At 65.6% G+C, this 13,742-nt stretch carries 12 protein-coding genes; 10 read left to right on the forward strand and 2 right to left on the reverse strand.

What is annotated here, in order from left to right:
* The first annotated feature begins 310 nt into the window (after nucleotides 1-310).
* From JJB99_RS14565 to JJB99_RS14575, 3 genes are all read left to right on the forward strand, one after another.
* The gene (locus tag JJB99_RS14565) at nucleotides 311-508 is read left to right on the forward strand and encodes a hypothetical protein (protein ID WP_200499401.1); all 198 of its coding nucleotides are present in this window, start codon (nucleotides 311-313) and stop codon (nucleotides 506-508) included.
* A 220-nt stretch (nucleotides 509-728) separates the two neighbouring features.
* Nucleotides 729-4,481 (forward strand): tetratricopeptide repeat protein, encoded by a 3,753-nt coding sequence (locus JJB99_RS14570; protein ID WP_200499402.1) that lies wholly within the window; start codon nucleotides 729-731, stop codon nucleotides 4,479-4,481.
* 79 nt (nucleotides 4,482-4,560) lie between these two features.
* The gene (locus JJB99_RS14575; RefSeq protein WP_200499403.1) at nucleotides 4,561-4,797 is read left to right on the forward strand and encodes a hypothetical protein; all 237 of its coding nucleotides are present in this window, start codon (nucleotides 4,561-4,563) and stop codon (nucleotides 4,795-4,797) included.
* Between the two features lie 159 nt (nucleotides 4,798-4,956).
* Here the strand turns inward: JJB99_RS14575 and fliP are convergent, their stop codons facing one another.
* Together fliP and JJB99_RS14585 are read right to left on the reverse strand one after the other, a co-directional pair.
* On the reverse strand, nucleotides 4,957-5,709 hold the full coding sequence (fliP, locus tag JJB99_RS14580; RefSeq protein ID WP_200499404.1) for a flagellar type III secretion system pore protein FliP: 753 nt from the start codon (nucleotides 5,707-5,709) through the stop codon (nucleotides 4,957-4,959).
* Nucleotides 5,706-6,662, reverse strand: coding sequence for a flagellar biosynthetic protein FliO (locus JJB99_RS14585; protein WP_200499405.1), 957 nt, complete (start codon nucleotides 6,660-6,662; stop codon nucleotides 5,706-5,708). The genes fliP and JJB99_RS14585 overlap by 4 nt, the downstream gene beginning before the upstream one ends.
* 358 nt (nucleotides 6,663-7,020) lie before the next feature.
* Between JJB99_RS14585 and flgB the strand changes: the two genes are divergently transcribed.
* The 7 genes from flgB (at nucleotide 7,021) to cckA (ending at nucleotide 13,575) form a co-directional block, all read left to right on the forward strand.
* Nucleotides 7,021-7,425: a flagellar basal body rod protein FlgB gene (flgB, locus tag JJB99_RS14590; protein ID WP_092213402.1), complete on the forward strand. Its 405-nt coding sequence runs from the start codon at nucleotides 7,021-7,023 to the stop codon at nucleotides 7,423-7,425.
* Between the two features lie 18 nt (nucleotides 7,426-7,443).
* A complete protein-coding gene (flgC, locus tag JJB99_RS14595) occupies nucleotides 7,444-7,869 on the forward strand; it encodes a flagellar basal body rod protein FlgC (RefSeq protein ID WP_200499406.1) in 426 nt (141 codons plus the stop codon).
* A gap of 16 nt (nucleotides 7,870-7,885) precedes the next feature.
* Nucleotides 7,886-8,194 carry a flagellar hook-basal body complex protein FliE gene (gene fliE / locus JJB99_RS14600; protein WP_200499407.1) on the forward strand — a complete coding sequence of 103 codons (309 nt, stop codon included), beginning with the start codon at nucleotides 7,886-7,888 and terminating at the stop codon, nucleotides 8,192-8,194.
* 170 nt (nucleotides 8,195-8,364) lie between these two features.
* Nucleotides 8,365-8,628: a flagellar biosynthesis protein FliQ gene (gene fliQ / locus JJB99_RS14605; protein WP_063678984.1), complete on the forward strand. Its 264-nt coding sequence runs from the start codon at nucleotides 8,365-8,367 to the stop codon at nucleotides 8,626-8,628.
* A gap of 180 nt (nucleotides 8,629-8,808) precedes the next feature.
* The gene (gene fliR / locus JJB99_RS14610) at nucleotides 8,809-9,579 is read left to right on the forward strand and encodes a flagellar biosynthetic protein FliR (protein ID WP_200499408.1); all 771 of its coding nucleotides are present in this window, start codon (nucleotides 8,809-8,811) and stop codon (nucleotides 9,577-9,579) included.
* Between the two features lie 176 nt (nucleotides 9,580-9,755).
* A complete protein-coding gene (gene flhB / locus JJB99_RS14615; RefSeq protein ID WP_200499409.1) occupies nucleotides 9,756-10,835 on the forward strand; it encodes a flagellar biosynthesis protein FlhB in 1,080 nt (359 codons plus the stop codon).
* Between the two features lie 154 nt (nucleotides 10,836-10,989).
* On the forward strand, nucleotides 10,990-13,575 hold the full coding sequence (gene cckA, locus JJB99_RS14620) for a cell cycle histidine kinase CckA (protein WP_200499410.1): 2,586 nt from the start codon (nucleotides 10,990-10,992) through the stop codon (nucleotides 13,573-13,575).
* The last annotated feature ends 167 nt before the right edge of the window (nucleotides 13,576-13,742 follow it).

Here is a 13,742-nt window from a genome sequence, read left to right on the forward strand (position 1 = left end):
ACGGCTACGACCGTTCTTGCCTTGCTGCATACAATGCAATTGGCTTCTCCGCTCATTGATTGCCCCCAAAGCTGACCAATCGATTCGCATCGCCGCGATCACATTTGATTCAGAGTCGTTGATGGACCGCAACTGCTCGGGGGTTGTGAGCGCGCAGCACGTCTACTCGCTTTGCGGATGCAGCGAAAGCAAGTGGCATCTTCTGGGGCTGCGATGAGTTGACGCGTACGAATGTGAAGTGGAGTACAGTGGCGCTGAAGAGGTCGTCCTAGGCTTCGGCCGTTCGCAATCCGCCGCGCGGGAGGAAGCTATGAAATACTCGTCCGCAGCAGAACGCACAATCGAAGCCGTCAATCGGCTGCTCGTCGCCGCGATGACGCTCGCCTGGACTTCCGCGCTTAGCCATCAGCATGCATTGCCGCCCCAAGGGGAAGATGGCGGTGCTGATGACGCTTGTCTCGAGCGGGAGAACTCCTCAGCGCCGGATTGCGCGGGAAAGCAACACTGAACACAGTCGGCTTGCAGGCATCTCACGATGGGATCGTGCAGCACGTGGGCGCCAGTTGTGCATGCCCGTGAGCCGGACCAACATGCGGGCGGCTGACCCCTCCGCCGGATCGTGTCGTCAATACAGCATTAACAAGTCCTTAATTGCCAAAACCTATAGTCGGCGGCACGGGCCGGCAGCATTGCCGGCATGGACCGCCGAACCGGAAGAACTGCCGCCGATGGCGCAGAAGGCTGCCGCTGGATTGTTGTCGCGAGCCTGCGCCTTGACGCGGGGGCTGTCGCGCTATGTCCGCAGCGTGCCGGTGCTGGCGGCTTGCCTCCTTATCGGGCTCAGCACCGCCCACGCGGCTGAGCCGATCAGGGGCGAGGCGACCTTTTCGGCCGGCGGCGGCTTTGCCCGTCTCGTGATCAAGCTCGGCGAGGACGTTCCTTCCGAGGTGACGACTGCGGGCTCCATCCTCATCGTCCGCTTCGACCGGCCGGTCGATGTTCCCGTCGACCGCGTGCCGGAAGGTGCGCCCGACTACGTCAACTCTGCCCGGCGCGACCCTGATGGCGGCGCCATCCGCCTGTCGCTGGCGCAGCGCGTCACCGTCAATACCATGAATGCCGGCGAGCGCACCTTCATCGACCTCCTCCCCGAGGGCTGGAAGGGATCGCCGCCGAGCCTGCCCATGGACGTGGTCAAGGAGCTCGCCGAGCGCGCGCGCGCGGCCGAGCGCGCATTGCGTGCGCAGCGGGCCGCGGCCGAGAGCAAGAAGCGTCCGCAGATCCGCGTGCGGGCCTCGGTGCAACCGACCTTCGTCCGCTTCGTGTTCGAGATGCCCGAGGGCGTCGGCGTCTCCTCCGTGCTCAACGAGCAGAAGCTGACGCTCGCCTTCAGCGCCAACCTCAATTTCGACCTGGCGGATGCCGTCGTCGCCGCGCCGCCGAACGTTGCCTCGATCAAGCAGAAGGCCGACATCGACCAGACCAATGTCGAGATCGCGCTGATCGGCGATTCCGACGTGCACTCCTTCCGCGACGACAAGAATTACGTTGTCGACATCTCCTTCCAGCCGGACAAGGGCAAGACCGCGGGGACCTCGGAGGCGATGATCGCCGAGGCCAAGCCTGCGGCCGGTCATGGACCGGCGCTGGCTCCGGCCGAGAAGCCGAAGGATGCCCATCGCGAGGTCGCGCCGCCGACGTCCGAGACGATCGCGCGCGAAGCCAGGATCGAGGTGAAGCCCGAGGTCAAGACCGAAGCTCCCGCCACGATGCCGGCCCTCGAAGCAACGAAGCCTGCACCGGCTCCTGCGGTGGAAGCCGTGCATGCTGCGCAAGCGCCGAAGGAAGCCGCCAAGGAAGCCGCCAAGGACGCGCAGAAGCCCGCGGCGCCCGCAATGGAGGCCGCACCGGTCGCCCCACTCAAGCCAATGACGCCTGTCGTTGCCGAAGCGTCCAAAGAGGTGGCGAAGGAGCCGGTCAAGGAGGCGCCCGTCGCGAAGACCCCGCCCGCAGAGATGGCAGCGCCACCGCAGCCCGCTATTGCCGGGGTCGATGCGCGCCGCGACAGCGACGGCCTGCGCGTGACGTTCCCGATCCAGGTCGCAACGCCGGCGGCGGCATTCCGCCGCGGCGACACGGTCTGGCTGGTGTTCGACACGCCGAAGCCGATCGATGTCGAGGCGATCCGCGCCAAGGGCGGCGCAATGATCGGCGAGGTTGGCCGCGTGCTGCTCGACAAGGGACAGGCCGTGCGCATCCGCCTCACCCGCCCGCTGGTCTACTCGCTGACGAGCGAGGAGGTCGGCAAGGAGACCAACTGGCTGCTGACCCTCGCCGACAAGCTCCAGGCGACGCCGATCCCGCTGATGATGTCGCGCAACATCACCGATCCCGCGCTCGCCAACATCGCGATCCCGTTCGCCAATCCGGGCCTGCTGCACAAGCTCACCGACCCCGATGCCGGGGACACGCTCTATGTCGTCACCGCGCAGCGTCCGGTGCGCGGCTTCATCAAGCGGCAGGACCTCGTCGATCTCTCGCTGCTGGAATCCGCGCACGGAATCGCGATTCGGCCGAACTCCGACGAGGTCGGCGTCGAGGTCGGATTGGACAAGGTCATTCTCGGCAAGAAAGGTGGGCTGACATTGTCGCCGGTCGACATCTCGGCCGAGCGCGCCCCGACCGCGGTGCGGCCGATCTTCAGCCCCGAGGGTTGGCGCAAAGGCCAGTCGGACAACTTCTGGACGCGCCAGAGCGATCTGGTCACGGCGATCTCGGCGGTCGAACCGACGCAGCGCTCCCTGCCGCGGCTCGATCTCGCGCAGTTTTACATGTCGCGGGCCATGTACCACGAAGCCAAGTCCGTGACTGAAGTGATGTTGAGCGATCCGCTCAACAAGGAGGAGAGCAGCGCGCTGATCCTGCATGCGATCGCCAGCATCCTGGTCGGCCGGCCAGCGCAGGGCCTCAAGGACCTCGCCAATCCCGTGATCGGCAACAGCCACGATTCCCAGCTCTGGAAGGCGCTCGCCTACGCGCGCCAGGGCAAATGGGCCGACGCTCGCGAGAAGTTCAAGAACGTCGAATTCGCCATCGCCTCGCTGCCGCTCGATATCCAGCGCATCGTGACGATGGAGGCGATGCGCGCCGCGCTCGAGGTGAAGGACTATGCCGGCGCCTCCAAGCGCCGCAGTGAGCTCGAGGTGGTCGGCGTGTCGCCCGAGGCGGCGCCCGGCTTCACCGTGCTGCGTGGCCGGCTCGCCGAGGCGCTCGGCCACGACAAGGACGCGCTCGACGACTACAAATTCGCGGTCGCCTCGAATGACCGTCAAGCGGCGGCCGAGGCCAAGCAGCTCGAAGTAGCGCTGCGCCAGAAGCGTGACGAGATCGGCAAGGAAGAGGCGCTGCGCGATCTCGAGACGCTGTCGATGACCTGGCGCGGTGACTCGATCGAGGTCAAGACGCTCCAGATGCTGTCGAAGCTGTACGCCGAGAACGGGCGCTATCGGGACGCGCTCGCCGCAGCGCGCACCGCGACCAAGCTCCAGCCGAACGCGGAAGCGTCGCGGCAGGCGCAGGACCTCGCCTCCGACCTGTTCACGCAGATCTTCCTCGGGCCGAAGGGCGACGAGCTGCCGCCGGTCGAGGCGCTCGGCATGTTCTACGAGTTCCGCGAGTTGACGCCGATCGGCCGCCGCGGCGACGAATTGATCCGCCGTCTCGCCGACCGTCTCGCCTCGATCGACCTGCTCGACCAGGCCGCCGAGCTCCTGCAATACCAGGTCGACCACCGCCTCGAGGGCGCCGCGCGTGCGCAGGTCGCCGCGCGCCTGTCCATGATCTACCTCGCCAACCGCAAGCCGGACATGGCGATCACGGCGCTGCGCGCGAGCCGCATCAGCGACCTCTCCGGCGAGCTGCGGCAGCAGCGCCTGCTGCTGGAAGCGCGCGCGCAGAGCGACGTCGGCCGCCACGATCTCGCGCTCGATATCGTCTCCAACGTCTCCGGGCGCGAAGTGCTCCGGCTGCGTTCCGACATCTTCTGGGCGGCACGGCGCTGGCGCGAATCCGCCGAGCAGATCGAGCTCTATTACGGCGACCGCTTCCGCGACTTCAAGCCGCTCAATGCAGTGGAGAAGAGCGACATCATCCGCGCCGCCGTCGGTTATGCGCTCGCCGACGATTCGATCGGCTTGTCGCGCTTCCGCGAGAAATATGCGCCGCTGATGAACGAGAGCGCCGACCGCATTGCCTTCGACATTGCCAGCAAGCCGGCTGCGGCCTCCAGCGCCGAATTCGCCGAGATCGCCAAGCTCGCCGCCAGCGTCGATACGCTCGACGGCTTCCTGCGCGAGATGAAGCAGCGCTTCCCAGACGCCACCGCCCGCGCGCCGGCTGCGCCGCAGGCCCATGACGGGACCGACCATACCGGCTCGCTGCCCACGATCCCGGTCGTGCGGCAGATCAAGATGACGCGCTAGCGACCCTGCTGCCTCCAGGCCTCTCGACAGGTGCCGCACAAGGCGGCAACCTGAAGCATCTTCATGCCGGGAGAAGAATATGAGCAAGCCAGCCAAGACCGAAGCCGAACTCATCGCCATGGCGCGCGCCGAATTGAAGGCACACGTCGATGGCCCCGACGGCCTCGCCATTTCGATCGTTCGTGACGGCCACGGCTGGGAGTTCCGCGCCGACGCCGACCAGGCGACGAGGGATAAGCCAGGCTTTCCGGAAACGGTCGCCATGCTGGTGCAGATCGGCGATCACCTCAGCAAGCAATATGATGTGACGGGGTAGGGGCGGCTCTCTACGGCGCGACTCGTGGCGCCACATTCTCGCTGTCATCGCCCGGCCTTGACCGGGCGATCCAGTATTCCAGGGACGATCACGATTGAATCGAGAAGCCGCCCTGGATGCCCCGGTCAGGCCGGGGCATGACGGCGGAAGTCGCAGCCGCTACCCCCCGTAACTCTGCACCAGGCTCCCCGCCACCAGCGACCAGCCGTCGACCAGCACGAAGAAGATCAGCTTGAATGGCAACGAGATCGTCGCAGGCGGCAGCATCATCATGCCCATCGACATCAGCACCGAGGCGACGACGAGGTCGATGATCAGGAAGGGGAGGAACAACAGGAAGCCGATCTCGAAGGCACGTTTCAGCTCGGAGATCATGAAGGCGGGGACGAGGATGCGTAGTGCGAGTTCGTCGGGGGTGGCCGGCGGCGGCTCGCCGGAGAGATCCAGGAACAGTTTTAGGTCCTTCTCGCGCACGTTCTTCTGCATGAAGCCGCGCAACGGGACGGCGGCGCGCTGGAGCGCGTCCTCGACGCTGACCTGGTTGGCGACGAGCGGACGGATGCCCTCGTCGTAGGATTTTTGCAGCACCGGCCCCATCACGAAGAAGGTGAGGAACATTGCCAGCGCAATGATCACCGAGTTCGGCGGCGCGGTCGCGGTTCCCATCGCGGTGCGCAGCAGCGACAGCACGACGACGATGCGCGTGAACGACGTCATCATGATCAGGATCGATGGCGCGATCGACAGCACCGTCAGCAGCGCGATGAGCTGGATCGCGCGCTCGGTGACGCCGCCACCCTGGCCGCCGAGATTGATGCTGATGTCCTGCGCGTGCGCGAGGGTTGCGAGCGAAGCCGCACCGATCAGGACAGAAAGAAAAACAACTCTACGCGGGAGGGCCGGCAGCCTCACGAAGACGGCTTTGGACGGCCGAGCAGGGAGGCCATCTCGTCTTCGAGATTTTCAAAGCTGGTCTTCTCCACAGCCGGCTTCGGCGGCGGGGCGGCTGGCGCCGGCGGCTCACTGCGTGCGACGCGCGGCGGCGGCGCCGGCGGCTCGGGCGCAACCGGAGGCGCGGCCGTCTCGCCGGCCGGGCGGCGCAGCGCAGCCTCTAACCGCTGCGCCATCTCGGCGAGATTCTGCTCGGCGCTGGACGGCGCAGGAGCGGCCGGCGGCGGAACGGGCGGAGCCTGCGGCACGGGCGGTGGCGGCGGAGCGGCCGCGCGCTCGGCGCGCACCGGCGGCACCTTCACCGGCTCGCTCTGGCGCGGCGGACGCGGCATCAGCGGCGGCTCGCTGCGGGCGATGCGCGCCGGCAGCGGCTCGCGCTCGGGGCGCGGCGCGATCGGCTCCGGCGGAAAGCCGGGCAGCGACGGCTCGCTGCGGCGCTCGGCCACCGCGGGGGCGGGCCGGCGCACTTCATCGGCGAAGGAGGGGCGTGCGGGCCGCGGCGGCGGCTCGGGCATTTGCGGCTCGGGATGATCGAGCAGTTCGGGCCGCGGGGCCTCGTCGGCCCAGCCGCCGGCATCGGGCATCGGGGCGAGGCGCGGCGGTTCGGCGGCATTGGAACGCTGCGGAAGCTGGTCGCGGCCGGGTGCGGCGCGAACGATGTTGGGCTCGACGACAATGTCGGTCGGGCCGCCGATCATCAGGAGATGCTCGACATTGTCGCGCCTGACCAGCACCAGGCGGCGCCGGCCGTCGACCGCGGCAGCATCGATCACGGCGAGCCGGGGCATCCTGCCGCGCTGGGTGTTGGCGCCGAGCCGGCTGCCGGCGAATCGGCGCACCAGCCATGCGGCGACGCCGATCAACGCCAGAACGACGATGAACGCGACGATGAAGGTGATAGGACTACCTTGCATACTTGTCCCCGACAAATGGCGCTTGTCTTGCGCCCATGGTCAGTTGCGCCAACCACCGGCGTTCGATGCCCCAAACTGCGATCTCTTAACGTCCCACGGCAAGTTTTGCCGTCCCCAACTCCTAATAACCTATGAATCGCTCGATCCAAAACGACTTCTTGGCCTGTGCATGCCTCCGCCAAGCGGCTGGGTTAATGCCACTTTTGGCAACGTAGAATCACGGAAGGCACAAATTCGTGTCCCGGCAAGGGACAGGCGCCCACCATGCCTTCCAGCCCCTTAACCACCTGTTAACCATACACGCGGCAAATTCTGCCTAGCTTCGGACACAGGTCCGACGGCGGAAGGAGCCGCAACGATGTCCATCAACGATCTCCCGGTGCTGTCGGCGCTTCGCACCAAGATGCAGTGGCATCAGGAGCGCCAGCGCGTCCTGTCCGAGAACGTCTCCAATTCCGATACCCCCAAATTTCGGCCGCGCGACCTGGTCGAGCCGAAGCTCGACAAATCAGGCGCCGTCACGGGCTCGATGGGCCCGCTGGCGATGACCGTCACCAGCGCCTCCCATATGACGCCATCAGGCGCAGCCTCCAGCTTCGACCAGAACAAGAATGCGGGTTTCGAGACCCGTCCTGCGGGTAATGCCGTCAATCTCGAAGAGGAGATGATGAAGGCTGCCAGCAACCAGATGGACTACGCGGCGGCGACCTCGCTCTATTCGAAGAGCCTGCATCTGCTCAAGACCGCGATCGGCAAGGGCTAGAGCTAGAGGAGGCAGGCTATGGCAAATGACAGCAGCGACTTTGCCCGCTCAATGGCGATCGCGACCTCCGGCCTGCGGGCGCAGGCCGGGCGCATGCGGGTGATCTCGGAAAACATCGCGAACGCGGACTCGACCTCGCAGACGGCAGGCGGCGATCCCTACCGGCGCAAGGTGCCGACCTTCTCTTCCGCGCTCGACCGCACGCTCGACGCGCAGGTCGTCACCCTCGGCCGGATCAAGCCCGACCAGTCGAACTTCCGCGTCAAATACGAGCCGAACAATCCGGCGGCGGATGCGAGCGGCAACGTCAAATATCCCAACGTGAACTCGGTGGTCGAGATGACCGACATGCGCGACGCGCAGCGGTCCTACGAGGCCAATCTCAACATCATCAGTGCGACGCGCCGGATGATCCAGCGCACGCTCGACATCCTCAAGAGCTGAACAGGACATTTGAGCCATGGCATCACCGACAATCGCCGCCAATGCTTATGCCAATCTTGCCCGCGTGCTGGAGAACAGCGGCGCCGGCAAGGGCAGCGAACCGAACGGGCAGTCCTTTGCCTCGGTGCTTAAAGACGCCGTCGGCAGCGTGATGGAATCCGGCCGCAAGTCCGACGCGCAAACGGTGGCGATGGCCGCCGGCAAAGCCAACGTGATGGACGTGGTGACGGCGGTCGCCGACACCGACGTGGCAGTGTCCACGCTGGTCTCGGTCCGCGACCGCGTGATCGCGGCGTATGAAGATATCATGAAGATGCCGATCTGAGTTTTTTGGCACTGGCGCTCACCCCAAGCGTCTTTGCGAGCGAAGCGAAGCAATCCAGAGACTTTTCGCGGCGGCAGTCTGGATTGCTTCCCTTCGCCCGCAATGACGGGGAGGGGCGTGTGATCCTCGACGAGTGGCGGGGGATGAGACTTGAACAAGGAAAGTTTGCAATGACCGGACCCGAGACTCTCGACGTCGCGCGCGACGCGATCTGGACCATCGTGATCGTGTCGTCGCCGCTGATGGTAGTCGGCCTCGTGGTCGGCGTCATCGTGTCGCTGTTCCAGGCGCTGACGCAGATCCAGGAGCAGACGCTGATCTACGTGCCGAAGATCCTGGCCATCTTCGCCACGCTGCTGTTGGCGCTGCCATTCATGGCCGACTCGCTCCACGCCCACATGCTGCGGATCTCGTCGCGAATCATCGGCGGCTGAGGCACAATGCGGCGTGCGGTGGATTTGACATTCGCCTCAGTGTTCCCGCGGGCGATGATGGCGAATGTCAAATCCAATAACCGCACGCTCATTGATTTTTGCGAATGCCCTGTCGGCTCCAACATTCGCAAAAGTGTCTGCCGCGACGGCGTGCGAATGTTGGAGCCGGGGCATTCGACCATGCGCATCGACGTCTCGCTGCTGCCGGCGCTCGCCGCTTCCTTCATGCTCGCCTTCGCTCGGGTCGGCGCGATGGTGATGCTGCTGCCGGGACTGGGCGAGACCAACATCCCGACGCGGGTCAAGCTGTCGATCGCGCTGCTGCTCACGCTGATCATTCTGCCACTGCATCGCAACGCCTACCACGTCGATATGGGTTCGCTCGCGCCGCTGCTGGTCCTGATGCTGCATGAGATCGTGATCGGCATCGTGCTGGGCGCGACCGCGCGCGTGACGCTTTCGGCCCTGCAGGTCGCCGGCTCAGTGATCGCGCAGCAGATGGGGCTCGGCTTCGTCACTTCGGTCGATCCGACCCAGGGCCAGCAGGGCGTGCTGGTCGGCAACTTCCTGACCATGCTCGGCGTGACGCTGCTCTTTGCCACCGACAGTCATCATCTGGTGATCGCGGCGCTGAACGACAGCTACGCGATCTTCTCGCCCGGCGAGACCGTGTCGAGTGGCGATGTCGCGGCGCTTGCGACACGCGCCTTTGCCGCGGCGTTCCGGCTCGGCCTGCAGCTCTCCGGACCGTTCCTGGTGTTCGGCCTCGTCTTCAACATCGGCCTTGGTGTGCTGGCGCGGCTGATGCCGCAGATGCAGGTCTATTTCGTCGGCGTGCCGCTGTCGATCTTCGCAGGCTTTCTCGTGCTGGCCGTGGTGCTCACGGCGATGATGGGCACGTATCTGGATTACTTCATCGGTGTGATGCACCAGATGATGCCACTCAAGTAACGAGGGAGCTAGTGCCGCCGATTTGAAGTTCCTGCAGTGCGAGCCGCGAGTCAGGTCAGGAACTTCAAATCGATCAGCGGCACTAGCAAAACTAAGAGTCTTGTAGCGCCCTTGTGCTTTCCGAAGTTCGTGCACAGGGGCCCCAAGAGTGACGAACTTCGGAAAGGGGGCGCTACGTGGCGGAAGACAACGATCCCGAGAGCCAAACAGAAGACCCGACACAAAAGCGCCTCGACGAGGCGCTCGAACGCGGCGACGTCGCCAAAAGCCAGGAGATCAACACCTGGTTCATGATCGCCGGCGGCACGCTCGTGGTCTCGACCTTTTCAGGGTCGGTCGGCAGCGGCCTGGTAACGCCGATGCGCAACCTGCTCGCCAATTCCTGGATGATCAAGACCGACGGCGGCAATCTGCTCGCGCTGATGCGGCAGATCGAGATCGCCGTGATGGCTGCGATCGGCGTGCCGCTCTTGATGCTGGTGCTGGCGGCGATTGCCGGCAACATGCTCCAGCATCGCCTGGTCTGGTCGGCCGAATCGCTGAAACCCAAATTCAGCAAGCTATCGCCCGCCGAGGGCTTCAAACGCATCTTCGGCAAGCAGGCGGCGGCGAACTTCCTCAAGGGGCTCGGCAAGCTGGTCGTGCTCGGCGCGGTCATGACCATAGTGCTGTGGCCGGAACGGCACCGCATGGAAGCGATGGTCAAGCTCGATCCGGCCGCCATGCTCGGCGCCACCACCAGCCTGACCATTCACCTGCTCGGCGCAGTGGTCGCGGCGCTCGCGATCATCGCCATCGGCGACTATTTCTTCCAGTACCGCAGCTGGTTCCAGCGGCAGAAGATGTCGCTCCAGGAGATCAAGGAAGAGTACAAGCAGTCCGAAGGCGACCCGCACATCAAGGGCAAGATCAGGCAGTTGCGGCAGCAGCGCGCCAAGAAGCGCATGATGGCGGCGGTTCCGAAGGCTTCCGTGATCATCACCAACCCGACCCACTATTCAGTGGCGCTGTCCTATGAGCGCGGCATGTCGGCGCCGATCTGCGTCGCCAAGGGCGTCGACAATCTCGCCTTCAAGATCCGGGAGATCGCGCGCGAGCACGACATTCCGATTGTCGAGAACGTGCCGCTGGCCCGTGCGCTCTACGCCACCGTCGACATCGACCAGGAGATCCCGACCGAGCACTATCATGCGGTCGCCGAGGTCATCGGCTACGTCATGCGGCTGAAGCGCGGATTTGGCGCCGGCCGCGGATAAATCACCCGAAAAATACCGGAAATGGCCGTAATCTGGGAATCAGCGTACCTTTCGCCCCTGCTGCCCTTGCGCCTGCGGGTCCTGATGAGGCAGGGAAGGCCCGACGCGCGCCGCAGCGCATTGATTCTCTGCCAAAAGGCTGCGCCAGCTTGATATGACCGCTGAGACCGACCACGATCTCACACGCGAGCCCGTTGCGGCGCACGAGCCGTCGCCGCGCTCGGGCAGCATTGCGCTGGTGCTGCTGGTGGCCGCCGGCCTCGTCGCGGTCGCCGTCGGCCTGATGACGCTCGGCCGCGCGCAGGCGCAGCCCTATATTCTCGGCATCCTCGCCGTGTTGGCGATGGTCGGCCTGTTCAACCTGTTCGCCTTTGCCGCCGGCATCATCCGCTTCGCCGACCGCAGTCTCGACGATCCGGTCGTGGGCCGCATTGCCGATCATGGGTTCGATGGCCTCGCCGTGACCGACTCGCGCGGCCACGTGGTCTATTCCAACGCGGCCTATCTGACGCTGACCGGCGCGAGCGGCCCGCAGGACGTGCGCCCGGTCGAGCGCGTCTTCATCGGCAATCCTGACGTATCCGAGGCGGTGTTCCGCCTGCTGAAAGCCGCCCGCGAGGGCAAGCGGCAGCAGGAGGAGGTGCGCATCTCGGGCCAGGATGGCAGCCAGGGCCGCTGGCTGCGCATGCGCGTGCGCCCGCTCGGGACCGGCAAGCGCGAGGCGAAATACGCGGTGTGGTCGATCGCCGACATCACCCGCGACCGCGAGCGCCAGGAGGACGTGTTCCAGGAGCTCCAGCACGCGATCGAATATCTCGACCACGCGCCCTGCGGCTTCTTCTCGGTCAACCCGGCCGGGGAGCTCGCTTATGTCAATGCGACGCTGGCGAACTGGCTCGACTACGACCTCGCCGAGATCGGTTCCGGCGGCCTGAAGCTCACCGACATCGTCTCCGGCGACGGCGCTTCGCTGCTGACTGCAATCGTGGCCGTGCCGGGCGAGGTAAAGACCGAAGTCTTCGACATCGACTTGCGCATGCGCACCGGCAAGACCATGCCGGTGCGGCTCTATCACAAGCTCGCGTTCGGCGCCGACGGCGCGCCCGGGCCCTCGCGCACGCTGGTCATCAGCCGGGCCCGCGACGAGCGCAGCGATCCTGACCGCGCCGCCGAAGTCCGCTTCATGCGCTTCTTCGACCACACGCCGATGGCGATCGCGACCGTCGACCGCAGCGGCAACGTCGTGCGCGCCAATGCGCGCTATGCCAAGCTCGGCCAGGCGCTCGGGCTCGACAGCGCCTCCAAATCGATCTTCCGCGCGGTCAATTCGCGTGACCGTCATCTCTTGATCGCGGCGATCAACCAGGCCGCCGAAGGCCAGGCCGACATCGCGCCGGTCGAGGTGGCGCTGGAAGGCGCCAAGGAGCGCTGGGGCCAGTTCTTCGTCACGCCGGTGGACGGCGGCGAGAACGACGCGGAAGCGGCCATCGTGCACATGCTCGAGACCACCGAGCGGCGTGCGCTGGAGAACCAGATCAACCAGTCCCAGAAGATGGAGACGGTCGGCCAGCTCGCCGGCGGCATCGCCCACGACTTCAACAACGTGCTCTCCGCCATCATGATGGCGAACGACTTCCTGCTGAACGCGCACAAGCCGACCGATCCGTCGTTCCAGGACATCATGCAGATCAAGCAGAACGCGACGCGCGCCGCCACGCTGGTGCGCCAGCTGCTGGCATTCTCGCGACGCCAGACGCTGCGGCCGCAGGTGCTCGATCTCGGCGATGCGCTGTCCGATCTCGCGATGCTGCTGCGCCGCCTGATCGGCGAGAAGGTCAAGCACGAAACCATCCACGGCCGCGATCTCTGGCCGGTCAAGGTCGACGTCTCCCAGTTCGAGCAGGTCATCGTCAACCTCGCGGTGAACGCGCGCGACGCCATGCCGGACGGCGGCAAGCTGATCATCCGCACCGCCAATGTCACTGCGGAAGAAGCCGCCAAGCTTGCCTATAAGGGCATGCCGGCCGCGGACTATGTGCGGATCGAGGTCGCCGACACCGGCACCGGTATTCCCGCCGACATCCGCGACAAGATCTTCGAGCCGTTCTTCTCGACCAAGGAAGTCGGCAAGGGCACCGGCCTTGGCCTCTCGACCGTCTACGGCATCGTCAAGCAGACCGGCGGCTTCATCTACGTCGATTCCGAGCCGGGGCAGGGCACATCATTCTACATTTTCCTGCCGCGCCATCATCCCGAGCCGGAGGTGCAGGTCGAGCCGGCGGCAACGGCGGTCGGCGCGACCAATGGCGTTGCGAAGGAAACCGCGCCCGCCGCAGTGGAGGCCAAGCCCCGCACCGATCTCACCGGGCAGGGCACCATCCTCCTCGTCGAGGACGAAGAGGGCCTGCGCGCGCTCAACGCCCGCGGTCTGCGTTCGCGCGGCTACACCGTGGTCGAGGCCGAGAACGGCGTCGAGGCCATGGATGCGCTGGAGGAGCAGAGCGGCGCGATCGATCTCGTCGTCTCCGATGTCGTGATGCCGGAGATGGATGGTCCCACGCTGCTCAAGGCGATGCGGGAGAAGAATCCCGACATCAAATTCATCTTCGTCTCCGGCTATGCCGAGGACGCCTTCGAGAAGAGCCTGCCGGAGGGCCAGCAGTTCGACTTCCTACCCAAGCCGTTCACGCTCAGCCAGCTCGTGGCGGCGGTGAAGGAGACGATGACGAAGCAGGGGTGAGGGCCTCAACGCGGGTCCCAACTCGCAATGACGAGAAAAAATGCGGGAATCGGTCGCAAACCGGCCGGTAACGGGTGACCACAGTTCCCGCCACGCCCGGCCAACCCACCGGCAAATATGGGCTTTTGTCATATCCCCGCGACTGAGGGCCGCAGCCACAAGTTCCG

This window comes from Bradyrhizobium diazoefficiens (assembly GCF_016616235.1).
Taxonomy (GTDB): Bacteria; Pseudomonadota; Alphaproteobacteria; order Rhizobiales; family Xanthobacteraceae; genus Bradyrhizobium; species Bradyrhizobium diazoefficiens_H.

Excerpts from the sequence above, each read along its gene's own strand:
- JJB99_RS14565 (WP_200499401.1), top strand. The coding sequence starts at position 311 with ATGAAATACTCGTCCGCAGCAGAACGCACAATCGAAGCCGTCAATCGG.
- JJB99_RS14570 (WP_200499402.1), top strand. The coding sequence starts at position 729 with ATGGCGCAGAAGGCTGCCGCTGGATTGTTGTCGCGAGCCTGCGCCTTG.
- JJB99_RS14575 (WP_200499403.1), top strand. The coding sequence starts at position 4,561 with ATGAGCAAGCCAGCCAAGACCGAAGCCGAACTCATCGCCATGGCGCGC.
- JJB99_RS14585 (WP_200499405.1), bottom strand. The coding sequence starts at position 6,662 with ATGCAAGGTAGTCCTATCACCTTCATCGTCGCGTTCATCGTCGTTCTG.
- flgB (WP_092213402.1), top strand. The coding sequence starts at position 7,021 with ATGTCCATCAACGATCTCCCGGTGCTGTCGGCGCTTCGCACCAAGATG.
- flgC (WP_200499406.1), top strand. The coding sequence starts at position 7,444 with ATGGCAAATGACAGCAGCGACTTTGCCCGCTCAATGGCGATCGCGACC.
- fliE (WP_200499407.1), top strand. The coding sequence starts at position 7,886 with ATGGCATCACCGACAATCGCCGCCAATGCTTATGCCAATCTTGCCCGC.
- fliQ (WP_063678984.1), top strand. The coding sequence starts at position 8,365 with ATGACCGGACCCGAGACTCTCGACGTCGCGCGCGACGCGATCTGGACC.
- fliR (WP_200499408.1), top strand. The coding sequence starts at position 8,809 with ATGCGCATCGACGTCTCGCTGCTGCCGGCGCTCGCCGCTTCCTTCATG.
- cckA (WP_200499410.1), top strand. The coding sequence starts at position 10,990 with ATGACCGCTGAGACCGACCACGATCTCACACGCGAGCCCGTTGCGGCG.